General features: G+C 71.0%; 22 protein-coding genes. 10 read left to right on the forward strand and 12 right to left on the reverse strand.

Annotated features, from left to right (window positions below; genetic code table 11):
* Window positions 1–39: 39 nt before the first annotated feature.
* Window positions 40–978: an NADP-dependent oxidoreductase gene (locus tag AC3A3J_RS01305; RefSeq protein WP_487670547.1), complete on the reverse strand. Its 939-nt coding sequence runs from the start codon at window positions 976–978 to the stop codon at window positions 40–42.
* Between the two features lie 106 nt (window positions 979–1,084).
* On the opposite strand from AC3A3J_RS01305, the gene AC3A3J_RS01310 reads away from it, so the two are divergent.
* Entirely contained in the window at window positions 1,085–1,588 is a 504-nt protein-coding gene (locus AC3A3J_RS01310) for a MarR family winged helix-turn-helix transcriptional regulator (protein WP_487670548.1), read from the forward strand.
* Between the two features lie 154 nt (window positions 1,589–1,742).
* Here the strand turns inward: AC3A3J_RS01310 and AC3A3J_RS01315 are convergent, their stop codons facing one another.
* The gene (locus AC3A3J_RS01315) at window positions 1,743–2,930 is read right to left on the reverse strand and encodes a thiolase family protein (RefSeq protein ID WP_487670549.1); all 1,188 of its coding nucleotides are present in this window, start codon (window positions 2,928–2,930) and stop codon (window positions 1,743–1,745) included.
* 129 nt (window positions 2,931–3,059) lie between these two features.
* Here AC3A3J_RS01315 and AC3A3J_RS01320 point away from each other — a divergent pair, with 129 nt between their 5' ends.
* Entirely contained in the window at window positions 3,060–3,644 is a 585-nt protein-coding gene (locus AC3A3J_RS01320; RefSeq protein WP_487670550.1) for an antibiotic biosynthesis monooxygenase, read from the forward strand.
* 246 nt (window positions 3,645–3,890) lie between these two features.
* On the opposite strand, the gene AC3A3J_RS01325 is transcribed toward AC3A3J_RS01320, so the two are convergent.
* From AC3A3J_RS01325 to AC3A3J_RS01350, 6 genes are all read right to left on the reverse strand, one after another.
* Window positions 3,891–5,531 (reverse strand): hypothetical protein, encoded by a 1,641-nt coding sequence (locus AC3A3J_RS01325; RefSeq protein ID WP_487670551.1) that lies wholly within the window; start codon window positions 5,529–5,531, stop codon window positions 3,891–3,893.
* A 118-nt stretch (window positions 5,532–5,649) separates the two neighbouring features.
* Window positions 5,650–6,783, reverse strand: a complete 1,134-nt coding sequence (locus AC3A3J_RS01330; RefSeq protein WP_487670552.1) for a bifunctional 2-methylcitrate synthase/citrate synthase — start codon at window positions 6,781–6,783, stop codon at window positions 5,650–5,652.
* Between the two features lie 2 nt (window positions 6,784–6,785).
* The gene (gene prpB / locus AC3A3J_RS01335) at window positions 6,786–7,688 is read right to left on the reverse strand and encodes a methylisocitrate lyase (RefSeq protein ID WP_487670553.1); all 903 of its coding nucleotides are present in this window, start codon (window positions 7,686–7,688) and stop codon (window positions 6,786–6,788) included.
* On the reverse strand, window positions 7,688–9,214 hold the full coding sequence (locus AC3A3J_RS01340; protein WP_487670554.1) for an MmgE/PrpD family protein: 1,527 nt from the start codon (window positions 9,212–9,214) through the stop codon (window positions 7,688–7,690). Before AC3A3J_RS01340 ends, prpB begins: the two co-directional genes overlap by 1 nt.
* Window positions 9,211–9,888, reverse strand: coding sequence for a GntR family transcriptional regulator (locus tag AC3A3J_RS01345; RefSeq protein ID WP_487670555.1), 678 nt, complete (start codon window positions 9,886–9,888; stop codon window positions 9,211–9,213). Before AC3A3J_RS01345 ends, AC3A3J_RS01340 begins: the two co-directional genes overlap by 4 nt.
* A gap of 114 nt (window positions 9,889–10,002) precedes the next feature.
* Entirely contained in the window at window positions 10,003–11,070 is a 1,068-nt protein-coding gene (locus tag AC3A3J_RS01350; RefSeq protein WP_487670556.1) for an EamA family transporter, read from the reverse strand.
* 38 nt (window positions 11,071–11,108) lie between these two features.
* On the opposite strand from AC3A3J_RS01350, the gene AC3A3J_RS01355 reads away from it, so the two are divergent.
* From AC3A3J_RS01355 to AC3A3J_RS01385, 7 genes are all read left to right on the forward strand, one after another.
* Window positions 11,109–11,645, forward strand: a complete 537-nt coding sequence (locus AC3A3J_RS01355; protein ID WP_487670557.1) for a CGNR zinc finger domain-containing protein — start codon at window positions 11,109–11,111, stop codon at window positions 11,643–11,645.
* 161 nt (window positions 11,646–11,806) lie between these two features.
* Window positions 11,807–12,391 (forward strand): glucose-6-phosphate isomerase family protein, encoded by a 585-nt coding sequence (locus tag AC3A3J_RS01360; protein ID WP_487670558.1) that lies wholly within the window; start codon window positions 11,807–11,809, stop codon window positions 12,389–12,391.
* A 9-nt stretch (window positions 12,392–12,400) separates the two neighbouring features.
* The gene (xylB, locus tag AC3A3J_RS01365) at window positions 12,401–13,891 is read left to right on the forward strand and encodes a xylulokinase (protein WP_487670559.1); all 1,491 of its coding nucleotides are present in this window, start codon (window positions 12,401–12,403) and stop codon (window positions 13,889–13,891) included.
* Entirely contained in the window at window positions 13,867–14,844 is a 978-nt protein-coding gene (locus AC3A3J_RS01370; RefSeq protein ID WP_487670560.1) for a phosphoglycerate dehydrogenase, read from the forward strand. Before xylB ends, AC3A3J_RS01370 begins: the two co-directional genes overlap by 25 nt.
* Before the next feature lie 9 nt (window positions 14,845–14,853).
* Window positions 14,854–15,837, forward strand: coding sequence for a shikimate dehydrogenase family protein (locus tag AC3A3J_RS01375; protein ID WP_487670561.1), 984 nt, complete (start codon window positions 14,854–14,856; stop codon window positions 15,835–15,837).
* Window positions 15,834–16,796 (forward strand): phosphotriesterase family protein, encoded by a 963-nt coding sequence (locus AC3A3J_RS01380; protein WP_487670562.1) that lies wholly within the window; start codon window positions 15,834–15,836, stop codon window positions 16,794–16,796. Before AC3A3J_RS01375 ends, AC3A3J_RS01380 begins: the two co-directional genes overlap by 4 nt.
* 211 nt (window positions 16,797–17,007) lie before the next feature.
* Window positions 17,008–17,304 (forward strand): putative quinol monooxygenase, encoded by a 297-nt coding sequence (locus tag AC3A3J_RS01385; protein ID WP_487670563.1) that lies wholly within the window; start codon window positions 17,008–17,010, stop codon window positions 17,302–17,304.
* 394 nt (window positions 17,305–17,698) lie between these two features.
* Here AC3A3J_RS01385 and AC3A3J_RS01390 read toward each other — a convergent pair whose 3' ends face one another.
* The 4 genes from AC3A3J_RS01390 to AC3A3J_RS01405 all read right to left on the reverse strand — a co-directional run bounded on the left by AC3A3J_RS01390 (window position 17,699) and on the right by AC3A3J_RS01405 (window position 22,432).
* On the reverse strand, window positions 17,699–18,688 hold the full coding sequence (locus tag AC3A3J_RS01390) for an ABC transporter substrate-binding protein (RefSeq protein WP_314650060.1): 990 nt from the start codon (window positions 18,686–18,688) through the stop codon (window positions 17,699–17,701).
* A 142-nt stretch (window positions 18,689–18,830) separates the two neighbouring features.
* On the reverse strand, window positions 18,831–19,862 hold the full coding sequence (locus tag AC3A3J_RS01395; RefSeq protein ID WP_487670564.1) for an ABC transporter permease: 1,032 nt from the start codon (window positions 19,860–19,862) through the stop codon (window positions 18,831–18,833).
* Window positions 19,862–21,364, reverse strand: a complete 1,503-nt coding sequence (locus tag AC3A3J_RS01400) for a sugar ABC transporter ATP-binding protein (protein WP_487670565.1) — start codon at window positions 21,362–21,364, stop codon at window positions 19,862–19,864. The genes AC3A3J_RS01395 and AC3A3J_RS01400 overlap by 1 nt, the downstream gene beginning before the upstream one ends.
* A gap of 198 nt (window positions 21,365–21,562) precedes the next feature.
* A complete protein-coding gene (locus AC3A3J_RS01405) occupies window positions 21,563–22,432 on the reverse strand; it encodes a sugar phosphate isomerase/epimerase family protein (protein ID WP_487670566.1) in 870 nt (289 codons plus the stop codon).
* 210 nt (window positions 22,433–22,642) lie between these two features.
* Between AC3A3J_RS01405 and AC3A3J_RS01410 the strand changes: the two genes are divergently transcribed.
* Window positions 22,643–23,644, forward strand: a complete 1,002-nt coding sequence (locus AC3A3J_RS01410; protein ID WP_487670567.1) for a LacI family DNA-binding transcriptional regulator — start codon at window positions 22,643–22,645, stop codon at window positions 23,642–23,644.

Consider the following 23,644-nt stretch of genomic DNA (forward strand, 5'->3'; position numbering starts at 1 on the left):
ACCTGCGCGGCGGGGGGAACGAGCGGATGCCGCGACCGATCAGTCCGCCGTGGGAACGAGCACGACCTTGCCCCGGAGGGAGCCGTCGGCCGCGGCGGCGTGCACCTCGGCGAGCTCGTCGAACCCGATGCGACGGGAGTCGACCAGCCGCAGTCGCCCGGCGTCGACGAGCGACACGAGATGTGCGAGCTGTGCGGGGTCGCTGCGCACGAACACCGTCTCTGCGCGCACCCCGCGCCCCTCGTCGCCCGGGGTGGGCATCCACGCCGTCGTGCTCACGACCGCTCCGCCGTCGCGCACGAGCCCGACCAGCGCCGCGAACTCCGTCGGATCGATGGGGGCGAGGTTCAGCAGCAGGTCGACCGGCTCGGTGACCGCATCGCCCACCGAGGCGACCGTGTGATCGACGATCTCGTCGGCTCCGGCCGCCGCGACCGACGCCCGACTGCGCGGACTCGCCGTGGCGACGACGCGCGCCCCGGCATCCTTCGCCAGCTGCACCGCGTACCGTCCGACCGCGCCTCCGGCGCCCACGATCAGCACCCGCTGACCGCTCTCCAGCCCGCCGAGATCGAACAGCGCCTGCCAGGCGGTGAGGCCCACCGAGGGGAGGGCCGCGGCATCCGCGAGGTCGGGCGCCGCCGGGGCTTGCACCAGCAGCTCGGCGGGCGCGATCGCGTACTCGGCGCTCGCCCCGTCTTCGGTCATCGACAGGAATCCGACCACGCGGTCGCCGACCGCGAACCCGTCGACGCCCGCACCCCAGGCGTCGACGGTGCCGGCGAGGTCGTAGCCGGGGACGTGCGGGAGCGAGACGGGGAACGGGAGGGTGCCCGCCCGGATGCCCCCGTCCGCGGGGTTGAACCCGGCGCCCGCGACGCGGACCCGCACCTGTCCCGCTGCCGGTTCGGGGACCTCGACCTCGTCGACCGCCAGAACCTCGGGGCCTCCGAGCTGGTGGAAACGCACTGCCTTCATGATGTTCTCTTCTCGTCAAGTGCTTCGATGTTGAAGCATGTCCTCACCGTAGCACTGCTTCAATATCGAAGCAACTAGTTCGATCTCGAAGCAGTAGGATGGGCGCATGGCATCCGACTCCCCCGCCCTCGACCCCGCCGAACTCGGCGTGTACTTCTCGCTCATCGAGGTGAGCAGCCTGCTGCGGCACGCGGTCGAGCAGCAGCTCCGCGAGGCCGGAGGGCTCAGCTACGTGCAGTTCCAGCTGCTCGCGACCCTCGGCGACTCACCCGACGGCAGCCAGCGCATGACCACGCTCGCCGACGGGGTCGTCTACAGCCGCAGCGGACTCACCCACCAGGCCGGACTGCTCGAGAAGATGGGCCTCGTCACCCGCGCGCCCTCCCCCGACGACGAGCGCGGGGTGACGCTCACCATCACCGACCGCGGCCGCGACGTGCTCGCCGCCGTGTTCCCCGGGCACATCGAGGTGCTGCGCGCACTCTTCCTCGCACCGCTCGACCCCGACGACATCGCCGCGCTCGCCGGCCCTCTCGAACGCGTGCGCACGCACATGCGGCAGATCCCTCCCCGGTCGGCCGCACCGCGACGACGGAAGACCACAGACTGAGGCGGGCGCTCCGACGACCCGCGGCGGCGCGGCCAGCGCCGGATCGCGCCGGATGGCCCGAGCGCGCGGGGTTGCACGGGCCGCGCCTGCTCGCGCCGAGGGCCGCGCCGGATCGCCCGGGTCGCGCCGTCTATCTTGTGCCCCGCCGCCGACCTCAGCCGAGCCGCTCGACGATCATCGCGTTCGCCATGCCGCCGCCCTCGCACATGGTCTGCAGGCCGTAGCGCCCGCCGACCGCGTCGAGGTGATCGACGAGCGTGCCGAGCAGGCGGGTGCCCGACGACCCCAGGGCGTGGCCGAGGGCGATCGCCCCGCCCCGAGCGTTGAGTTTCGCGGGATCGGCACCGAGCTCGGCCGCCCACGCGAGCGGCACCGACGCGAACGCCTCGTTGACCTCGTACGCGTCGAGGTCGTCGATCGTCAGGCCCGACCGGTCGAGCAGGCGGCGGGTCGCGGGGATCGGACCGGTCAGCATCATCAGCGGGTCGTCTCCGACCACGGCGAACGAACGGATGCTCGCGCGCGGCGAGAGGCCCAGAGACTCCGCGCGCTCCGCGCTCATCAGCACGGCCGCCGAGGCGCCGTCGGTGAGGGGCGAGGAGTTCCCCGGGGTGATGCGCCAGTCGAGCTCGGGGAACCGGTCCGCAAGCGCGTCGGTGCGGAATGCGGGGTGCAGGCCGGCGAGACCCTCCGCGGTGGTGCCGGGGCGGACGGTCTCGTCGGCGACCGCATCCGGCGCCTCGTCGACCGCCACGACCGTGCGATCGAAGAAGCCCGCATTCCAGGCATCCGCCGCCCGCCGATGCGACTCAGCCGCGTACGCGTCGAGAACGTCGCGGTCGAGGCCCCAGCGCTCCGCGATCAACTCCGCCGAGACACCCTGGTTCACGAGCCCCTCGGGGTACCGCGCCCGCAGTCGCGGCGACATCGGCGAGCCGCCGGACGCCGACGATCCGAGGGGCACGCGGCTCATCGACTCGACCCCGCCGACCACGACCACGTCGTAGGCGCCGGCCATGATGCCCTGCGCCGCCTGATGCACGGCCTGCTGACTCGATCCGCACTGCCGGTCGATCGTCGCCGCCGGCACGCGCTCGTCGAACCCCGCGGCGAGAACCGCCTGGCGGGCGATGTTCGTCGACTGGTCTCCCACCTGGCTCACGCAGCCCAGCAGCACGTCGTCGACCTCGCGGGAGTCGAGGCCGTTGCGGTCGAGCACCGCCTGCAGCACCCCGGCCGCGAGGTCGACCGGATGCACGTGCGACAGCGCGCCGCCCGGCTTGCCCCGGCCCACCGGGGTACGGACCACATCGATCAGAACGGCTTCGCTGCGCGCACTCATCCCCCCATTCTGCGCCCCTGTAACGCCCTCGTCACACGGCCTGCATAGAATCGTCGACGCGCCACGACCCCGGCGCATCCCGCTCCATGCACGCCGCGATCCGGCGCGCCCGCACTCCGAGGACCCACCATGTCCCATGACCCGATCACCGTGTCCATCCGCCGCGAGGTCGACCCCGCCCGCATCGCCGAGGCGACCGCCTGGGTGCAGACCGGCGTGAACCTCGCCAACAAGTACCCGGGATTCCTCGGGTCGGGCTGGGTGCGCTCGGGCGACGAGACCAACGTGTGGCACATGCTCTACCGTTTCGCCGACGAGGCGACGCTGACCGCATGGGAGCAGTCGGGCGAGCGCGGCTGGTGGCTGTCGATGGGCGAGGGGTTCGTGCGCAGCGAGCGCTCGCGGCGACGCACCGGCATCGAGGGCTGGTTCGACGAACCGACCACGGGTACCGTCACGGTGCAGACCCCCGGCGGCACGACCGAGGTCGCCGTGGTGAACGCACCCCCGCGATGGAAGCAGGCGGTGTCGATCTGGCTCGGGTTCTTCCCCGTGAACCTCGCCTTCACGTACGCGATGTCCCCGGTGCCGGGGTGGGACGGGCTGCCGATCTGGCTGCGCGTGCTCACGACGACCCTCGTGCTCACGCCGATAATGGCGTACCTCGTGCTGCCATGGGTCACGCGGCGGCTGCGCCGCTGGCTCGCCCGCTAGTCGCGCTTCCGCTGGTCGCTTCCGACCCGCGCTGCATCCGTTCCGGTCGCGCTCCGGCCCGCGTTGCATCCGTTCCGGTCGCGCGAACGGCTCCTCTCACGCGTCGTAGCGACCGTTCGTGCGACCGGAGCGGAGAGAACGACCGTTCGTGCGACCGGAGAGGGCGCGGGCGCGGGGGCGCGCAGAGACGGGACGAGCCCGGCATCCGAGAAGGATGCCGGGCTCGTCGCGGTGGATGCGGCGGGGTCACTCCCAGACGACGGTGGGCTCCTCGGCCCCGAAGTCGACCTTGGGGGTGTCGAGCGTGACGCCGTAGGTCGAGAACGTGCCGCGCTCGCCGGCCGCGTTCTGCGCGTCGAGCGTGACGTCGGTCGCGAGGTAGTCGCTGGCCGAGACGACCGTGCCCTCGGTCACGCGGGCGCTGAGGTTCGCGAGGGTCGACTCGCCCTCGGCGGTCAGCGTGCGCGTGACCGTGCCGTCGATCGGGGTGAAGCCGTTGCCGTTCGTGTCGATGTCGGTGACGTCGAGTCCGCACGGGGTGTCGAACGTCTTCATCGCCAGGCACTCGCGCAGCGACGCCGTGACCAGCTCGCGGAACGTCGCGATGCCCGACTCGCTGAGCACCGGCTTGAGGTCGTACAGCGCCTCTTCGTCGTCGTCGGTCGCGAGACGGTAGGTCGACTCGCCCTCGATCGCGAAGGCCTCCACGCCCACCGCGAACTCGTAGGTACCGGGGAAGAGCGCGAAGCGCTCCGGGGCCTCGACACCGTTGACCGTGAGGTCGAGCTGCTCGAAGCCGTAGGGCGAGGCCGACACGAGACCGTCGAACATCGTCATGTCGCCGTCGTAGCCGACGTACACCTCGAAGTCGCGCGACACCTCCTCGCCGCCGATCGTGAAGGTCGCGGGCACGACGACGTCGCCGTACTCGTTCTCCTTCTCCTTGCCGAGCTCGATGTCGTCGATCGCGCCGAGCTCGAGCGACGCCTGCAGCACCTCGTCGGTGAGCAGCGAGTCGTCGTAGCTGGACGTGTCGACGTACCCCTTGGCCGCCTCGGCGTCACCCTCGGACAGCGCCGTCAGGTACCCCTCGACGAACGCGGTCGGAGTGGATGCATCGGGCGCCGGCTCGTCGCCGTCCGAGCTGTCGGACCCGCCGGAGCCGCGCATCGACAGCGGGATGATGATCGCCGCGGCGATGATGAGCAGCAGCACGACACCTCCCGCGATGATCGCGATGAGCGCGCCGGTCGAGAGCTTCTTCTTGCCGCCGCCCGAGGCGGGCGGGGTGGGGCCGCCGGGGTACGACGGACCGCCGGGGTACGAGGGACCGCCGGGGGCGCCGGCTCCGTACGGGGCGCCGAACTGCCCGCCGGGCTGACCCGGCTGACCCGGCTGACCCGCCTGGCCGGGGTACGCCGCGGCCGGCTGCTGACCCGCATCCGCACCCGGGTACGCCGCGGTCGGCTGCTGACCCGCATCCGCGCCCGGGTACGCCGCCGTCGGCTGCTGACCGGCATCCGCACCGGGCTGGCCCGGCTGGCCCGGGTGACCCGGGTACGCCGCCGTCGGCTGCTGACCCGCATCCGCACCGGGGTAGGCCGCGGTCGGCGCGCCGTACGTCGGGGCGGTCGGCGGCGCGGGCGTCGCGTCCTGCACCGGCGCCGCGGGAGCCGACGCGGGGGTGCCGTCTGCCGCCGGGGCATCCGATGCCTGCCCCGAGTCACCGGCGGGCGCAGCATCCGATGAGGCCGTGCCGGCGCTCGGGAAGGCGTGGCCGCCGAGGGCGGGCTCGACAGGCGGGGCGCCCTGGTCGGACGGCGCCGGGGGCACCGTCGGATCGGGCTGGTGGTCGTGGGGATTCTCCGGCGTCTCGTTCTGGGTCACGCGATTATCGTAGTGCCCTCATACGAGGCAGGAAGGCTCCCTTGACGGGTACCTCTCCCCACCCCTAGAGAGTGGCGGCCCGGCATCCGTCGACGATGCCGGGCCACTCCCCCTCGGTTCAGCCCTCGACGTGGCGCTCGTCGACGCCGATGTACTCCGACAGCGGCCGGATGAGCGCGTTGGCGCCGGCCTGCTCGATCACGTGCGCCGTCCACCCCGTGACGCGCGCCGCCACGAACAACGGAGTGAAGGTGAGGGTGTCGAAGCCGATGAGGCTGTAGGCGGGCCCGGACGGGTAGTCCAGGTTGGGGTGGATGCCCTTGCGCTCCACGAACTGCGACTCGAGCGCGTCGTACAGCGCCGCGACGTCGGGGCGGTCGTAGTGCGCGACGAGCGTGTCGAGCGCCGCCTTCATGGTCGGCACCCGCGAGTCGCCCTTCTTGTACACGCGGTGCCCGAAGCCCATGATCTTGCGCTTCTCGGCCAGGGCCTTGTCGAGCCAGGCCTCGACGGCATCCGCCGAGCCGATCTCGTCGAAGATGTGCAGCACCGCCTCGTTCGCCCCGCCGTGCAGCGGACCCTTCAGCGCACCGATCGCCCCCACCACCGCCGAGTACAGGTCGCTCAACGTCGAGGTGATGACGCGGGCCGTGAACGTCGACGCGTTGAACGAATGCTCGGCGTAGAGGATCATCGAGCGGTTGAAGGCATCCACCACCACCGGGTCGGCCTCTTCGCCGAACGTCATCCAGAGGAAGTTCGCCGAGTAGTCGAGGTCGTCGCGCGGCGCCACGATGTCCTCCCCGCGGCGCCGGCGCTGCCCGTAGGCGACGATCGCCGGCAGAGCCGCGAACAGGCGGATGCTGCGCTCGAGGTTCTGCTCCGGGCTGCCGCCCGCGTCGAGCACCGACCCGCCGGCGCCCGGGTCGGATGCGCCGATGATGCTCACCGCCGTACGCACCTCGTCCATGGGGTGCGCGTCGAGCGGAACCAGATCGATGGCCTGCTTCACGTTGTCGGCGAGGGCGCGGTGCTTCCGCTCCTCGACGCGGAACGCGGCGAGCTCGTCACCGGTCGGCAGCTCGCCGTGCCAGAGCAGGTACGCGACCGCTTCGAACGACTGTGTGTCGGCGAGCTCCTGCACCGGGTAACCCCGGTACAGCAGGCTGTTCGTCTCGGGGTTGACCTTCGAGATCGCGGTCGTGTCGACGACGACCCCGGCGAGGCCCTTCTTGATGTCGGACTCGGTCATGCTCACTCCTTCGTGACGGTGAAACCGGCGACGCCCGAGTCGAACCGCGTGTACGACTCGTAGTCGATGAGGTCGTAGAGATCGGCGCGGTGCTGCATCTCGCCGAGCATCGACGTCAGATGCCCCTCGTCGTTCAGCGTATCGAGCGCGCGTCCCGCCGCGCCCATCGCCGTGCGCAGCAGCGACACCGGCCAGATGACGATACTCACCCCGGCGTCCTGCAACTGCTGCGTCGAGAACAGCTCGCTCTTGCCGAACTCGGTCATGTTGGCCAGGATCGGCACGTCGAGCGCCTCGGCCATCGCCTCGAACTCGGCGAGGGTGCGCATCGCCTCGGGGAAGATCGCGTCGGCACCGGCGTCGACCAGCGCTTTCGCGCGGTCGATCGCCGCGTCGAGCCCCTCGATCGCGCGGATGTCGGTGCGCGCCATGATGAGGAAGTTCTCGTCGCGGCGGGCGTCGGCGGCGGCGCGGATGCGGCGGATCGCGGTGCGCTCGTCGACGACGCTCTTGCCGTCGAGGTGCCCGCAGCGCTTGGGGTTGATCTGGTCTTCGATGTGAGTGCCGGCGAGCCCGGCATCCTCGAGTTCCTGGATCGTGCGGGCCACGTTCATCGGCTCGCCGAAGCCGGTGTCGGCGTCGACGATCGCGGGGAGGTCGGTCATGCGCGCGATCTGCTTCGCTCGACCGGCGACCTCGGTCAGGGTCGTGAGTCCGATGTCGGGCACCCCGAGGTCGGCCGAGAGCACCGCCCCCGAGATGTAGACGCCGTCGAACCCCTTCTGCGCGATGAGGCGCGCGCTCAGCGGGTTGAACGCGCCGGGGAACCGCAGCAGCTCGCCGCTGCCCAGACGTTCGCGGAACAGCCGCCGCTTCTCGGCGGGCGTGACGTTCGAGTACAGCATCAGAACAGGCCCTTCGGGGCGGCGGACTCGTCGATCACACCGGGCTTCGCGACGATCGAGAGCTCGGCGACCTCGGCGGCCGTCAGCTCGGGCAGGCGCTGCACGAGGTCGAGGAACCGGTCGATCTCGTCGCGGTCGAGGACGGGAGCCGCCAGCAGCCGGAACTTCGCGATGTAGTGCTCGCGGGCGAACGGGCGGGCACCGAGCGGATGCGCGTCGGCGACGGCGATCTCGTCGACCACGGTCGTACCGTCGGTCAGACGGATCTCGACGCGCCCGCCGAACGCCTTCTCGTCGGGGTCCTCCGAGTGGTAGCGACGGGTCCACTCGGCATCTTCGGCCGTGGTGATCTTGTGCCACAGCGCGACGGTGTCGGGGCGCCCGGCGCGCTCGGGGGCGTACGAGTCGACGTGATGCCACCCGCCGTCCTGCAGGGCGACGGCGAAGATGTACGGGATGGAGTGGTCGAGCGTCTCGCGCGATGCGGTCGGGTCGTACTTCTGCGGGTCGCCGGCGCCCGAGCCGATCACGTAGTGCGTGTGGTGGCTGGTGTGCAGCACGATCGCCTCGATGTTCGCCGGGTCGCGCAGAGCGGGGGTGGCCGTGCCGAGCTTGCGGGCGAGGTCGATCCAGGCCTGGGCCTGATACTCGGCCGAGTGCTCCTTCGTGTACGAGTCGAGGATCGCGCGCTTCGGCTCGCCGGCGGCGGGCAGCGGCACCTCGTACGCGGCGTCCTTGCCGTCGAGCATCCAGGCGATCACGCCGTCCTCGCCTTCGTAGATCGGGGCGGGGCTGGTCTGGCCGCGCATCGCCCGGTCGACCGCCTCGACGGCCATCTTGCCGGCGAACGCGGGGGCGTGCGCCTTCCAGGTCGAGATCTCGCCCTTGCGGCTCTGGCGGGTGGCGGTGGTGGTGTGCAGCGCCTGACCCACGGCCTGGTAGATCGTCTCGACGTCGAGTCCGAGCAGGGTGCCGATGCCGGCGGCGGCCGACGGGCCGAGGTGGGCGACGTGGTCGATCTTGTGCCGGTGCAGGCAGATCGCGCGCACGAGGTCCATCTGGATCTCGTAGCCGGTGGCGATGCCGCGCACGAGCGCACGGCCGTCGGCGCCGGTGTGCTGGGCGACGGCGAGGATCGGCGGGATGTTGTCGCCCGGGTGCGAGTACTCCGCGGCGAGGAACGTGTCGTGGTAGTCGAGCTCGCGCACGGCGACGCCGTTCGCCCAGGCCGCCCACTCGGGGCTCGTGCGACGGTCGAGGGCCGTGCCGAACAGGTTGGCCCCGGCGCCGCCGGTCGAGACGGGGTGGCTGAACGCCTGAGCGCGCGCCGCGACGATCGGGGCGCGCGTGAGGGATGCCGCCGCCACCGACGCGTTGTCGATGATGCGGTTGACGATCATGTCGACGACCTCGGGCTGCACCTCGACCGGGTCGGCGGCGACCTCGGCGATCTTCCAGGCGAGCTGGTTCTCGCGGGCGAGGTTCTCGTCGCTGCGGTGGACGCGGACGTGGTGGGTGACGGTCATGGTCTTCCTTCGGTCGCGGGGTCTGCCGCCGAATCGGCGGGGAGGGAGTCGAGGATGCCGGTGAGCGCGTTGTGCAGGTGCACGTGCGTGGCGTGGGCGGCGAGATCGCCGTCGCGGGCGGCGAGGGCGTCGGCGATCGTGCGGTGCTCGCGGGCGGATGCCGCCAGCCGGTCGGGCTTGTCGCGGGCCATGCGCCGCACGCGCACGAGGTGGGTGCGCACGGTGCGCAGCGCCGCGGCGATGTAGTCGTTGGCGACGGCCGCATCGAGGGCCGCGTCGAAACGGGCGATGAGCGCGTAGTAGGCGTCGCGTCCCGCGGCGGCGCCGAGGTCGACGTCGGCGAACTCGGCGGCGAGGGCGGCGAAGACGCGTGCGTCGCCGCGTGCGGCGGCGAGCCGGGCCGACATCTCTTCGAGCGCGCGGCGGATCTCGAACAGCTCGCGGATGTCGGACGCATCGAGCGCGGCGACCACGGTCACCCGCGGCGACTGCTGTACGACGAGTCCGTCGGCGGCGAGCCGGCGGAGCGCTTCGCGCAACGGGGTACGGCTGACTCCGAGGCGGGCGGCCTGCTCGACCTCGCCCAGGATGGCCCCGGCGGGCAGTTCGCCCGACTGGATCTCGTCGAGGAGCATCCGGTACGCGCGATCACCCGCCGTGCGCTCCATCGTCATGGGTCGATTGTATACATAAGCTCGACCGGATGGCGCGTCGCGCGGCTTCCCTCGCCGCTTCGTATGCATTCCCCGCTCGACTGTGGAGGAGATCTCACGAAACGAAGGAGGTAATCAGCGATCAGGTCCTTCCGAACGCGAGATCTCCTCGACTGCGGGTGACGGGGTGGTGAGCGACGGGGATGCTGCGGGTGACGGGGTGGTGAGAGACGGGGATGCTGCGGGCACCGGCTCGACGAGCTCGGGGGTGGGCGCGGGCTCGCCCAGCTTCACCACCACCACGCCGGCGAGCACGAGGGCGCCCCCGAGCGCCTGCAGCAGGTCGGGCAACTGCCCGAGCAGCAGCCACCCGAACAGCAGCGCGGCGACCACCTCGGCGAGCGCGACGAACGAGGCGAGGCGGGATCCGAGCATCCGGGTCGAGGCGATGCCGAGCAGGTAGGCGACCGCCGTCGCGATCACCCCCATCGCCAGCACCGGGACGAACCAGGGCACGCTGCCGAACCGGTAGGCGATGTCGGCGGTGGTCCACGCGATCGGGAGCACGCCGACAGCTCCGGCGATCGTGAGTCCGACCGCTCCGAGCAGCAGTCCGCTGCCGGCGAGCGCGAGAGGCGGCAGTCCCGTGTCGGCCTTCGCCGAGAGCACGAAGTACGTCGCCGCCCCGACCATGGCGCCGAGCGCCCAGAGGGTGCCGGCGACGTTGACCTCGGCCCCGGTCACGATGTCGAGCATGAGCACGAGCCCGACGAAGGCGATGGCCGCGCCGACCAAGCTGCGGCGGGTGGGCTTCTCTCCGCGCCGGATCCACAGCCAGAGGATGACGGCGACCGGCGCGGTGTACTCGATGAGCAGGGCGAGCCCCACGTCCATCACGGCCACGGCTTGGAAGTAGAAGAGCTGCGTGGCCGTGACGGCGAGCAGTCCGTAGGCCGCGATCACGCCGAGGTTGCGGCGCAGCAGGTGCCACCGCCCGCGCAGCGACAGCACGGTCGGCACGAGCAGCACGAGGGCGGCGACCCAGATGCGTGCGGTCACGGCGGCGCCCGGGGTCCAGCCGGCGTCGATGAGGCCCCGGGCCCACGCGCCAGACATGCCGAAGGCGAGCGCGGCACCGATGGCGAGGGGCAGCCCCCAACGCACCCCGTGGCGGACGGGGGTGTCATGCGCCATAGTGCTCATGGGATGTGACGCTACGCACCCCGATGTAAGGTGTCAAGATGATCTTCACCGATGACACGACGGATGCTCTGCGGGCCTCCGTCTGGCTCGCGAACTCGGCGGAGCATCCGGACACGCTCGGGAGCCTCGACGACGAGGCGACCTTCCTCCACGAGTTCCCCTACACCGGGCGCATCGACCGCGACCGGCGCGAGCTCGACGAGCTGCGGAGCATCCGCCCCCGCCTGCGTGCGCTGCTGCTCGCGCCGCGCGACGAGATGGCATCGCGTATCAACGAGGTGCTCGCCGAGAGTCGCATCGTGCCGCAGCTCGTGCGCCACGGCGACGCCGACTGGCACCTGCACGCCGTCGGCGACGACCGCCCCCTCGCCGAACGCGTGCTGATCGAGACGGCGATGGCGTTGATCGACGTGATCCGCCAGCAGGAGGAGTCGCGCCTCACCGTCTGCGACGACGGGGACTGCGAGGCGATCGCCCTCGACCTCAGCCGCAACCGCTCCAAGCGCTACTGCTCCCCCACCTGCGCCAACCGCAACGCGGTGGCTGCGTACCGCGCCCGCCGCGCGACGCCCTGACCCCGCACGACCCACCGCTCCCGCGCAGCCGCGCAGCACCTCCCGCGCGCATGAGCGGCGCGCAGTAGACGCCAACCTGTCATAACAGGTATGCTCACCTGTAATGACAGGTGGCGGTCCCGGCCGCGCCCGCAACGACGCACGCCGCACGAGGAGCACCGATGCCCGAGTACCACACCCCGCCGATCCCGCCGATGGCGATCGCCTTCGACGCCGAGAAGCTCACGCTCTCTCCCGAGGGTCCGACCCTCACGCGGCGGATGTCCGACCTCGAAGGCCTCTTCCTCGACCACGACGCCTGGAAGACCGCCGCCGAGGGCGACGACCCCGTCGTCTACACCGTCGTCAGCTCGCCTGTGCCCGAGGTCGACCGCGAGCTGCCGCAGTCGATCACCACGATCATGCCCGGCGACACCTCCGGCGAACTGTGGATGACGAAGGGCCACCAGCACCCCGACCACCAGGGCGAGATCTACCTCGCACTAAAGGGCCGCGGCGGTCTGCTCATGTTCGACGGCGAGCGCACCGAATGGCTCGACATGCTGCCCGGCACCATCGGCTACATCCCCCCGGGCTGGGCGCACCGCTCGGTCAACACGGGCGACGAGCCCTACGCGTTCCTCGCCGTCTACCCCGGCGGCGCCGGACACGACTACGGCTGGGTGCTCGAGCACGGCATGGGGTCGCGCGCCTACCGCGGCGCCGACGGCTCGACCGACCTCCGCCCGTACACGACCGAGGGCTGAGCGACCGCCATGCTCATCGCCCACGACCTCGGCACCACCGGCAACAAGGCCTCGCTGCACCACGACGACGGGCGCCTCGTGTCGTCGGTCACGGTGCCGTATCCCGCGCACTTCGCGGCGGGCGGCGTCGCCGAGCAGAACCCGGTCGACTGGTGGAACGCGGTCGTCGAGGCGACCCGCACCCTGCTCGCGAAGACCGATACCGCCCCGGCCGACGTCGCGGGCCTCGTCGTGGGCGGGCAGATGATGGGCGCAGTGCTGCTCGACGCCGACGGCGAGCCGGCGCGTCCGGCGATCATCTGGGCCGACACCCGCTCGGGCGCGCAGCAGCGCGAACTCGAGCAGGCCCTCGGCGCTGCGCACGCCTACGGCATCCTCGGACATCGCCTGAACCCCACCTACTCGGTCGAGAAGATCATGTGGGTGCGCGACAACGAACCCGACGTGTGGGCGCGCGTGCGCCGCTTCTGCATCGCGAAGGACTTCATCGTGCTGCGCCTGACCGGGCGCCTCGCGACCGACCGCTCCGACGCCTCGGGCACGAACGCCTACGACCAGCGCACCGGCACCTGGTCGGACGAGGTGCTGCAGGCCGCGCGCCTCGACCCGGCGCTCTTCCCCGAGATCCTCGACTCGACTGCGATCGCGGGGCCGTTGACGGATGCCGCGGCCGAGGCCCTCGGTCTGCACACCGGGGTGCGCGTGGTGATGGGCGGCGGCGACGGCCCGCTCGCCGCCGTCGGCTCGGGCGTGGTCGCCCCCGAGGACGGCGCGTACGTGTGCCTCGGCACCTCGTCGTGGATCTCGTTCGCGGCGGATGCTCCGCTGCATGACCCGGCGATGGCGACGTTCACCTTCGACAACGTCGTGCCCGGATCGTTCGTGCCGACCGCGACGATGCAGGCGGGCGGAGCATCCGTGCAGTGGATCGCCGAAGCCCTCTCGCCCGACCCGGCACACCCCGAGACCGGGCGCCTCACCGCCGAGGCGAGCGCCGACGTCGACACCGACGATCTGTACTTCCTGCCCTACCTGCTGGGCGAGCGCTCCCCGCTGTGGGACCCGGACGCCCGTGGCGCCTTCGTCGGCCTGTCGCGCCACCACACCCGCGCCCACCTCGTGCGGGCGGTGCTCGAAGGGACGGCGTTCAACCTGCTCACCTGCATCGAGGCGTTCCGCGCCGCGGGCGCGACGATCGACCGCATCGACGCGGTCGGCGGCGGCGCGCAGAGTGACGTGTACCTGTCGGTGCTGGCGGACGTGTGGGGCGTGCCCGTGCGGCGCCGCACGATCGTCGAAGAGGCGAACAGCCTCGGCGCCGCGGTGACGGGGGCCGTGGGCCTCGGGCTCGCCGAGTTCTCGGCCGCCCGCGCGCTGAGCGAGGTCACCGCCGAGTTCGCCCCCGACCCCGGGCGGCACGCCGTCTACGCCGAGCGGCACGGCCGCTTCGCCGACGCGTACACCGCGCTCGCCCCGTGGTTCGCATCGAGGCCCCGCTGATGGGCGTCATCCTCGTCACGAGCCGCTCGTTCTCGGACGGCGACCTCGACCTCGTCGCCCGCGCCACGGTCGCGGGCCACCGCATCCTCCGCGGCCCCGCCCACCACGATCTCGACGAGATGCGTCCCCTGCTGCACGGCGCGGATGCCTGGATCGCCGGCACCGGCCCGGTCACCTCCGCGCACCTGGCCGCCGCCCCGAAGCTCAAGATCATCGCGCGCTACGGCGTGGGCACCGAGGCCGTCGATCTCGACGCCGCCCGCAGCCGGGGCATCCCCGTGTCGAACACCCCCGGCGCGAATGCAGATGCGGTGGCCGATCACGCGGTCGGACTCATGCTCGCCGCCCTGCGCTTCGTGCCCGACGGCGACCGGCGCGTCCGCGACGGCGACTGGGGCGTGCGGCGCGGGCGCGAGCTCGGGGCGGCGACGGTCGGGATCGTCGGCTTCGGGCGCATCGGCCAGGGGGTGGCCCGTCGCCTGAGCGGCTTCGGGTGCCGCGTCCTCGCCGCCGACCCGTACGTGCCCGCCGACGCGGTGCGCGCGGCCGGGGCCGAGCCCGTCGAGCTCGACGCCCTGTTCGAGACCGCCGACCTGATCTCGCTGCACGCGCCCGGCGGGCAGCTGCTCGTCGACGCCGCCCGCCTCGCCCGCATGCGCCGCGGGAGCATCGTGGTCAACACCGCGCGCGGCGACCTGATCGACGAGCGGGCCGTGGCGGATGCTCTGCGCGACGGCATCCTCGCCGGATACGCCGCCGACACCCTCGACGGCGACACCGCCGCGAAAGACAGCCCGCTGCTCGCCCCCGACCTCGCCGACCGGGTGATCGTCACGCCGCACCTCGGCGCGCAGACCACCCAGGCGGTCGACAACATGGGCGCCCTGTCGCTCGCCGACGTGATCGCCGTGCTACGCGGCGACGCCCCCCGCTTTCCCGTGACCGCCCCGTAGGAGACCGCGATGACCACCTCCCTCCCCACCGACCTCGGCGACGGCGCCGCCACCGACCCCGCGGAAGCCCCCACCGGCGCTGGCTACATGGGCTTCGTCGGCGTGAGCACCGGGTCGTCGTCGATCATGCAGGTGTTCCCCCGGTGGGCCGACGTGCTCGGGCTGCCCACCCGCGAGCTGGTCGGACACGACCTGCCAATGGATGCCACGCCCGCCCAGTACGTCGCGATGGTCGAGCAGATCCGCGACGACCCGAACCACCGCGGTGCGCTCGTCACGACCCACAAGATGAACGTGTACGCCGCGGCATCCGACCTGTTCGACGAGCTCGACCCGTTCGCCGTCTCGTGCAGCGAGATCTCGAGCATCTCGAAGCGCGGCGATCGGCTCATCGGCCGCGCGAAGGACCCGCTCACCGTCGACCTCGCACTGAACGACTTCCTGCCCTCCGACCACTTCGCGCGCACCGGCGCCGAGGTCGTCATCCTCGGCGCGGGCGGGTCGGGCACGGCGCTCAGCTGGGCGCTCGCCGAGCGGGCGGATGCTCCGTCGCGCGTGACCGTGACCGCCCGCACCGACGAGGCACTGTCCCACCTGCGCCGCGTGCACGACCAGCACGGCACCCCCGCCGACCTCCTCCGCTACGTGCGCACGGACACCCCGGAGGAGGCCGCCGCGCTCGTCGCCGCGGCGCCCGCCGGATCGGTCATCGTCAACGCCACCGGCCTCGGCAAGGACCGGCCCGGCTCCCCCCTTCCCGACGACGTGGTGTTCCCCGAACGCGCCTACGTGTGGGAGTTCAACTACCGCGGCTCGCTGGAGTTCCTGCACCAGGCGCGCGCGCAGGAGCAGGAGCGGTCGCTCGTCGTCGTCGACGGCTGGCGGTACTTCATCCACGGGTGGTCGCAGGTCGTGGCCGACGTGTTCGAGATCGACCTCACCCCCGAGACCGTCGAACGCCTCGCCGAGGCCGCCGACTCCGCCCGCCGATGATCCGCACGGTCCTCGGCGACATCGACCCGGCGTCGCTCGGGCCGACGAACTATCACGAGCACCTCTTCCAGGTCACCCCGCTGCTGCCCGGCGACGAGCTCGACGACGAGCAGCGGTCGGGCGCCGAGGCCGCACTGCTGCGCGGCAGCGGGTTCGCCGCGATGGTCGACGCCACCCCGTTCGGTGTGGGACGGAACCCCGCGGCGGTCGCACGCATCAGCGCGGCGACCGGGCTGCGGGTGGTCGCCACGACGGGACGGCACCGCGAGGCGCACTATGCGGCGGAGCATCCGACCCGCGCGTGGGATGCCGAGGCGCTGACCGCCCTGTTCGTGCGCGACCTCGTCGAGGGGATGCCCGCAGACGACGCGGCCGTCACCCCCGGGTCGCCCGGTGCGGCGGCGACCGCGCCGGACGGATCGCCGGTGCGCGCCGGCATCCTCAAGGGCGGCATCGACTACTGGCGCATCAGCGCGTTCGAGCGCACGACCCTCGACGCGCTCGCGGCCGCCCACCGCGCCACCGGCGCCGCCGTCATGGTGCACCTGGAGTTCTGCACCGCCGCCCACGAGGTGCTCGACCTGCTCGCGGCCGCGGGCGTGGCATCCGACCGGGTCGTGCTCGCCCATGCCGACCGTGACCCCGACCCCGGCCTGCACGTCTCGCTCGCCGAGCGGGGCGCGCACCTCGGCTACGACGGCATGGCCCGGCCCCGCACCCGATCCGATGCCGAGTTGCTGGCACTCACGACGGCCGTCGTCGAGCGGGGTGCGGGCGATCGGATCGTGCTGGGCGGCGACGTCGCCCGCCGTACCCGGTACGTCGCCTACGACGGGATGCCCGGGCTCGCGTACCTCGGCGAGCGCTACCTCCCCCGCCTGCGCGCCGCCATCGGCGACGAGGCGGTCGACCGGATGCTCGTCACCACCCCCGCCCGCCTCCTCGACCTCCGTCCCTGACCCGGGCCCATGCACGTTCCGCCCCGGTCACCCGCACGGGCACGGAGCCGTCGGCCCGCACGCGCGGGATCCACGGGCGGGATGCACGGGCGGGATGCACGGATGGGGCACACCTGCACGGAACATCCGGTCATCCGCCCGCGCATCCGTGGGAATCCCGTGCATCCCGCGGCCCGACCATCCCCGCATCACCCCCAACGAAGGAGCCCTCATGACCGAACCGACCATCCTCCACGCCCAGTTCACTGCTCAGCCCGGCCGCGGTGACGAGGTCGCCGCCCTGCTGCGCGACTTCGCCGACGAGGTGCGCGCCGAAGAGGGGAACGTGGTCTTCGACGCCACGCGTCTCGTCGACGATCCCGACCGGTTCTTCGTCTACGAGGTGTATCGCGACGACGCGGCGTTCCGCGCGCATCTCGCCGCCCCCGCCGGCGTCCCCTTCAACGCGGCCCTGCAGCAGCTCATCGTCGAGCCGTCGTCCCAGCTCACGTTCCTCCGCCGCCTCTGATCCGCCCCGCCCGGCCCGCCACCGGCCCGCCGCTGGCCCGCCGCGAATTGCAGGCGCCGCGGCGACCTGCAGGCGGAATCCGCCCGTCGCCGCCCGCATCCGCCACTCCTGCCTGCATTCGGCCGCCCCGTCGTCGCCTGCACGGACCGGCCACGGATGCACGGAGAATCCGGGCCTCCGTCCGTGCATGCGTGCAGAGCTCGTGCAACCGGCCGCCGCCGCCTGGCGAACTGCAGGCACCGCGGCGACCTGCAGGCGGAATCCGCCCGTCGCCGCCCGCATCCGCCACTCCTGCCTGCATTCGGCCGCCGAACCCGGCCGACGAACCCACCCCGCCGCGCACACGAAAGGCCCCTCACCGCGAACGGTGAGGGGCCTTTCGTGGGGACTCAGATCACTGGTACAGGACCGCGGCGATCTTCTCGTCCTCGAGGTTCGACTTGTCGTACCAGTACGAACCGGTGTCGTAGAACTCGTCGACCGAGTCGCCGTTGGCGGCGTCGTACGCGGCCTGCACGACCTGCGCGCCGATGCCGATCGGGTCCTGCGTGATGGCACCGGCCATCGTGCCGTCCTTGATCGCGTTGATCTGCGCGGCGCCCGAGTCGAAGCCGATGATGGTCAGCTTGCCCTTCTCGAGACCCAGCTCGTTCACGGCGTTGACGACGCCGATCGCGGAGCCCTCGTTGGTGCCGTAGATGCCCTTGAGGTCGGGGTGCGCGGCGATCATGGCCTTGGCGATGTCGGCCGACTTCAGGTGGTCGCCGTCGCCGTACTGGATGTCGACGATCTCGATGTCGGGGTAGTCCGACTCGATCTTCTCGACGAAGCCGTCACGACGCTCGACACCGGTCGAGTTGATCTGCGAGTGGCCGACGATGGCGACCTCGCCCTCGCCTCCGATCAGCTCGGCCATGTGCTCGGCGGCCAGCGCACCGGCGACCTTGCTGTCGGTCGCGGCGAGGCTCAGACCCACGTCGCCGTCGCAGGGGGCGTCGAAGTAGACGACCGGGATGTCGGCGGCCTTTGCCTTGTCGAGGTAGGGCACGCAGGCCTCGGGGTCGAGGGCGGCGTATGCGATCGCGTCGGGCGTCTTGTCGATGGCCGTCTGCAGCATCTGCAGCTGCGCGTCGACCTCGGTCTCGGCGGCGGGACCCTCGAAGGTGATGTCGACGCCGAGCTCGGCCGCCTTCTCCTCGGCACCCTTCTTGACGGCCTGCCAGAACTGGTGCTGGAAGCCCTTCGAGACGAGTGCGATGTACATCTTGTCGCCGCTGCCCTCGCTGCCGCTGCCGGCGCTGCCGCCGTTGCTCGAGCACCCGGCGACGGTGATCGCCGCGGTGACGACCAGTGCCGCGAATGCGGCCTTCTTGCCGAACTTCATGGAAACTCCGTTGTTTGTGATGGGCGTCGGCCCAGGAGCCGACGTGGGACTTCGTGGTGCGGTGTGCCGGTGCGGAGGGTTCCGCGGGTCATCGGCCGGGTCGCCGAATCGGGGGCGGCGGGCACGGGCGCCGCCTCCGGGGTCAGGTGCGTGCGCGGTTGCGCAGCGAGTCGAAGAAGACGGCGATGAGGATGACGACGCCGACGACGATGTTCTGCCACTCCGACTGGATCGACATGATGCGCAGGCCGTTGACGAGCACGCTCATGATGAGCGCGCCGATCACGGTGCCGAGGATCGAGCCGCGTCCGCCGAGCAGCGAAGTGCCGCCGATGATGACGGCCGCGATGGCCTGCAGCTCGTAGCCGGTGCCGATCTGCGGCTGGGCCGAGTCGAGGCGCGAGGCGATGATGACGCCCGCGATGCCGGTGAAGGCGCCCGCGAACATGTAGACGAAGATCGTCCAGCGGCGGGTGTTGACGCCCGAGAGGCGGGTGGCCTCCTCGTTCGAGCCGATCGCGAACGTGTACCGGCCGAGGAGCGTCTTCGACAGCACCAGGTAGGCAACGACCGCGAGCACGAGCGTGATGAGCACGGCGTTGGGCAGACCGGGGATGAACATGCCGAGCGCGATCTGCTTGAAGTCGGGGGCGGAGCCCGAGAAGTAGATCGGCGCGACGCCCGAGATCACCAGGGCGAGGCCGCCGGCGATCATCATCATCGCGAGGGTCGCGATGAACGGGGGCAGGCGCAGGAACGTGATGTTGAGGCCGTTGACGAGCCCCATCAGGATGCCGGTGAGGATGCCGCCGAGCACGCCGACCACCACGGGCAGGCCCATGTTGGTGATGAACACACCGGTCATGACCGAGCACAGGGCCATGCCGGTGCCGAGCGACAGGTCGATGCCGCCGGTGATGATGACGAAGGTCGTACCCAGGGCCAGGATGCCGATCACGGCGGTGGAGAGCAGGATGCCCGAGACGTTGTTCCACGTGAGGAAGTTCGGGCTGGCCAGCGAGAAGAAGATGAACAGCACGACGAGCGTGCCGAACGCCAGCGACTGCTGCACCTGGCGGCGGAGGAACCCGCCGATGTCGCGCTTGTCGGTGTTCTCCGCGACGGCGGTCTGGATGATCGTCGTCGTCGACGACCCGTTCTGCGGGGTGCTCATCAGTCTTCCTCCCCATGGGCTGCGAGTTGCATGATCTTCTCCTGGCTGGCTTCCTCGTTGCGCAGCGTCCCGGTGATCCGGCCGTTCGCGAACACGGCGATGCGGTTCGCGACGCGGAGGATCTCGGGCAGCTCCGACGAGATGACGATGATGGACTTGCCTGCATCAGCGAGCTGCTGCATGAGGCGGTAGATCTCCTCCTTGGCTCCGACGTCGATGCCTCGGGTGGGCTCGTCGAAGATGAGGATGTCGCAGTCGCGCATCAGCCACCGGGCGATGACGACCTTCTGCTGGTTGCCGCCCGAGAGCAGCTTGACGACCTGGTTCACCGAGGGCGTCTTCACCCGCAGCTGCTGGACGTACTCCTTGGTGCGGTTCTTAGCCTTGCTGTCGCCCATCCAGCCGATGCCGTTGGCGTACGACCCGAGCGAGGCGAGCACGGTGTTGAACGTGACGTCCTGCTCGAGCATGAGACCGAGCAGCTTGCGGTCCTCCGAGAGGTAGCCGACGCCGTGCTTCACGGCATCCGCCGGCTGAGAGATGCGGGCCGATCGTCCGCCGATGGTGATCGTGCCGCCGTCGCTCGGGTCGGCGCCGATGATCGCGCGGGCGGTCTCGGTGCGGCCGGCGCCCATGAGGCCGGCGAAGCCGAGGATCTCGCCCTTGTGCAGCTGGAACGAGACGTCCTTGAGCAGGCTCTTGGTCGACAGGTCCTGCACGTCGAGCACCACCGGGTCGTTCAGGTGCTCGCGCGCCGTCGGACGCGTACCCTCGTCGATCGGGCGCCCGACCATCATCTCGATGATGCGCGGAATGCTCACCTCGGACTTCTCCAGTGATCCGATGTATGCGCCGTCGCGGAGCACCGTGACGCGGTCGGCGAGGCGGCGCAGCTCGTCCATGCGGTGCGAGATGTAGACGATGCCGGTGCCGGATGCCTTGAGCTGCTCGATCAGCACGAACAGCGTCTCGACCTCGGAGTCGGTGAGGGCCGAGGTGGGCTCGTCCATGATGAGCACCTTGGCGTTGAACGACAGCGCCTTGGCGATCTCGACCATCTGCTGCTCGGCGACGGTGAGCTCGCCCACGCGCTGGCGCGGGTCGAGATGGATGCCGAGGCGCTGCAGCAGTTCGGCCGTCTGGGCGTTGAGCCGGCGCTCCGACAGGAACGGGCCGACCTTCGGCTCGCGGCCTACGTAGATATTCTGCGCGACCGTGAGGTCGGGCATGAGGTTGAGCTCCTGGTGGATGATCGTGATGCCGAGCTCCTGCGCCTGCAGCGGGCTGGTCAGCTCGACCTCGCGGCCCTCGAACGAGATCGTGCCCTCGTCCTTGGTGTAGATCCCCGAAAGGATCTTCATGAGCGTCGACTTGCCGGCGCCGTTCTCGCCGACGAGCACGAGGACCTCGCCGGCGCGCACCTCGAGGTGCACGTCCTTGAGAGCCTGGACACCGGGGAATCCCTTGCTGATGCCCTCCACTTTGAGGATGGGATCACTCACGTGCCTCACCTGCTTCCTTGAAGGTCTTGAATCCTGCTGCGTTCACCCGCAAGGGGTGAAACATCGGATCAATTGTGTCTCGCCGCGATCTCCCGCGCAAGTTGTATCTAAATGTATCTAAGGAGGTCGGTTCGCGGAAGACCTGTAATAACATCTTGGTCACGGCTTGACGCCGCCTCCGCGCTCCGGCCGGTCGGCTCAGTGCAGACGGATGCTGTCGACCGCGACGAGCTTGTCCCGGATGAACGCGTTCGCGTGAGCCCCGAGCTCGGCGTTGTCGGTCCACAGGTTGCGCCAGATGCCGAGCATCCGACTGAGGTCTGGAGCGACCACCGCCGAGGAGAACGACTCGAACACGATCGGCCCGTCGTAGCCGATGCGACCGAGCGCCTTGAAGAACGTGTCGAAGTCGACCGAGCCCGTGCCGAGGTAGCCGCGGTGGCTCTCGCCGATGTGCACGTACTGCAGCAGCGGCGCCGCGTCGAGCACCGGCGCGAACATGTCCGACTCCTCGATGTTCATGTGATACGTGTCGAGGTGGATGCCGAGGTTCGGGCGATCGATGCGCCCGACGAAGTCGATCGCCTGGCGCGCGGTGTTCAGCACGTTGGTCTCGTAGCGGTTCACCACCTCCAGCGCCACCTGCACCCCGCGCTCCGCCGCGTGGTCGGCGACCTTCGCGATCGCGCGTCGGCTGCTCTCGAGCCCCTCCGGCGTGACCGGCTCCATGTACTTCTTCATGGCGCTGTAGATGACGCCGCAGAAGTGGGTGCCGCCGAGGTCGGCGAGCACGTCGACGGCCTGCAGCAGCAGCGCCTCGCCGGCCGCGACGATCGCGGGGTCGGCGCTGGTGACGTCGGTCGCCTCCGAGAGTCCGAGTGAGGCACTGACGGCGAGGTCGTGCTCCTCGAGCGCATCCTTCGCGGCCGCCACGTCGAAGGCGAAGGGGTCCATGAGGGGGAACTCGATCAGGTCGAAGCCGGCCTCCTTGGTCTTCTCGACCGACAGGCGGATGCCGTCGGCGTCGAAGTTCCCGGTCCAGACCAGTCCGTGGCATCCGATGTTCATGGAGTCCTTCGGAGACGGGTGTGCGGCACCATCGCCTCGTTCGAGTTGGCACGTTCCAACTCGGTGTGCAGGTCACGTTATGCGGCCCTGCGATCCCCTGTCAAGAAGATTCTTGTAACGTGCCAATAACGTCGGTACGCTGAGGCCGATCGTCCGGGCGAGTCGCCCGCACCGGCCCCGTGCCGGCCGCCATCTCACCAGGGAGCACCGATGCCCGCGAGCGTCAAAGACGTCGCCGCACTCGCCGGAGTCTCGTCGTCGACGGTCTCGAACTACCTCAACCACCCTCACGTGCTCGGTGAGGCGAGTCGTGAACGAGTGCGCGCCGCGATCGCCGAACTCGGCTACGTGCCCAACGAGTCGGCGAGGCAGCTGCGCGCCGGAGCCAGCAAGGCGCTGGCGCTGATCCTGCTCGACGCGTGGCTGCCCTACTTCCACGAGCTCTCCCGCGGGGTGGAGGACGTGGCGCGCGAGGGCGGGTGGTCGCTGTTCTTCAGCAACAGCAACCGCGACCGCGCGCAGGAGCGCCGCAACCTCGACATGTTCGAGGCCCACCGCGTGCAGGGCATCATCATCTACCCCCTCGACGACGTGGTTCCCCGGCTCGAGACGCTCGCCGAACGCGGCATCCGCTCGGTCGTCGTCGGCCCGATCCGCCCCTCGCGCTCCGTCGCCTCTGTGCTGTTCGACGACACGGGCGGAGGGCGCCTCGCCGGAGAGCACCTGCTCGGCCTTGGCCGCCGCCGCATTCTCTTCCTCGGCACTCCGACGGTCAGCCAGTCGAACGACCGCCTGGCGGGTCTGCGAGAGGCCGTCGCCGGCACCGGGGCGACGGTCGAGGTGCAGGAGGTAGCGCACCTGATGACCGACGACGGCATGGCGGCCGGCGAGCGCCTCGCGGCTCTCCCGCCCGAGGAGCGCCCCGATGCGGTGTTCGCCGCGAACGACATGGTGGCACTCGGTGTGCTGACCGTGCTGCTGCGCCACGGCATCCGGGTGCCCGACGACATCGCGATCATCGGTTTCGACGACGTCGACCAGGCGCACCAGGGTGTCGTGCCGCTCACGAGCATCCGTCAGCCCGGGTACGACATCGGCCGCGCCGCCGGAGCCGTGCTGCTGCAGCAGCTCGCCGACCCGACCGCTCCCCCGCCCGCGATGACCCCCTTCGCCGCCGAACTCGTCGTACGCGAGTCGACCGCCGGCCGCTAG

The sequence above is a fragment of the Microbacterium sp. Soil_N32 genome (genome assembly GCF_057655505.1).

Bases quoted from the DNA above. Each gene is read 5' to 3' on its own strand.
- AC3A3J_RS01305 (WP_487670547.1), bottom strand. From the start codon at position 978: ATGAAGGCAGTGCGTTTCCACCAGCTCGGAGGCCCCGAGGTTCTGGCG.
- AC3A3J_RS01310 (WP_487670548.1), top strand. From the start codon at position 1,085: ATGGCATCCGACTCCCCCGCCCTCGACCCCGCCGAACTCGGCGTGTAC.
- AC3A3J_RS01315 (WP_487670549.1), bottom strand. From the start codon at position 2,930: ATGAGTGCGCGCAGCGAAGCCGTTCTGATCGATGTGGTCCGTACCCCG.
- AC3A3J_RS01320 (WP_487670550.1), top strand. From the start codon at position 3,060: ATGTCCCATGACCCGATCACCGTGTCCATCCGCCGCGAGGTCGACCCC.
- AC3A3J_RS01330 (WP_487670552.1), bottom strand. From the start codon at position 6,783: ATGACCGAGTCCGACATCAAGAAGGGCCTCGCCGGGGTCGTCGTCGAC.
- prpB (WP_487670553.1), bottom strand. From the start codon at position 7,688: ATGCTGTACTCGAACGTCACGCCCGCCGAGAAGCGGCGGCTGTTCCGC.
- AC3A3J_RS01340 (WP_487670554.1), bottom strand. From the start codon at position 9,214: ATGACCGTCACCCACCACGTCCGCGTCCACCGCAGCGACGAGAACCTC.
- AC3A3J_RS01345 (WP_487670555.1), bottom strand. From the start codon at position 9,888: ATGACGATGGAGCGCACGGCGGGTGATCGCGCGTACCGGATGCTCCTC.
- AC3A3J_RS01350 (WP_487670556.1), bottom strand. From the start codon at position 11,070: ATGAGCACTATGGCGCATGACACCCCCGTCCGCCACGGGGTGCGTTGG.
- AC3A3J_RS01355 (WP_487670557.1), top strand. From the start codon at position 11,109: ATGATCTTCACCGATGACACGACGGATGCTCTGCGGGCCTCCGTCTGG.
- AC3A3J_RS01360 (WP_487670558.1), top strand. From the start codon at position 11,807: ATGCCCGAGTACCACACCCCGCCGATCCCGCCGATGGCGATCGCCTTC.
- xylB (WP_487670559.1), top strand. From the start codon at position 12,401: ATGCTCATCGCCCACGACCTCGGCACCACCGGCAACAAGGCCTCGCTG.
- AC3A3J_RS01375 (WP_487670561.1), top strand. From the start codon at position 14,854: ATGACCACCTCCCTCCCCACCGACCTCGGCGACGGCGCCGCCACCGAC.
- AC3A3J_RS01380 (WP_487670562.1), top strand. From the start codon at position 15,834: ATGATCCGCACGGTCCTCGGCGACATCGACCCGGCGTCGCTCGGGCCG.
- AC3A3J_RS01385 (WP_487670563.1), top strand. From the start codon at position 17,008: ATGACCGAACCGACCATCCTCCACGCCCAGTTCACTGCTCAGCCCGGC.
- AC3A3J_RS01390 (WP_314650060.1), bottom strand. From the start codon at position 18,688: ATGAAGTTCGGCAAGAAGGCCGCATTCGCGGCACTGGTCGTCACCGCG.
- AC3A3J_RS01395 (WP_487670564.1), bottom strand. From the start codon at position 19,862: ATGAGCACCCCGCAGAACGGGTCGTCGACGACGACGATCATCCAGACC.
- AC3A3J_RS01405 (WP_487670566.1), bottom strand. From the start codon at position 22,432: ATGAACATCGGATGCCACGGACTGGTCTGGACCGGGAACTTCGACGCC.
- AC3A3J_RS01410 (WP_487670567.1), top strand. From the start codon at position 22,643: ATGCCCGCGAGCGTCAAAGACGTCGCCGCACTCGCCGGAGTCTCGTCG.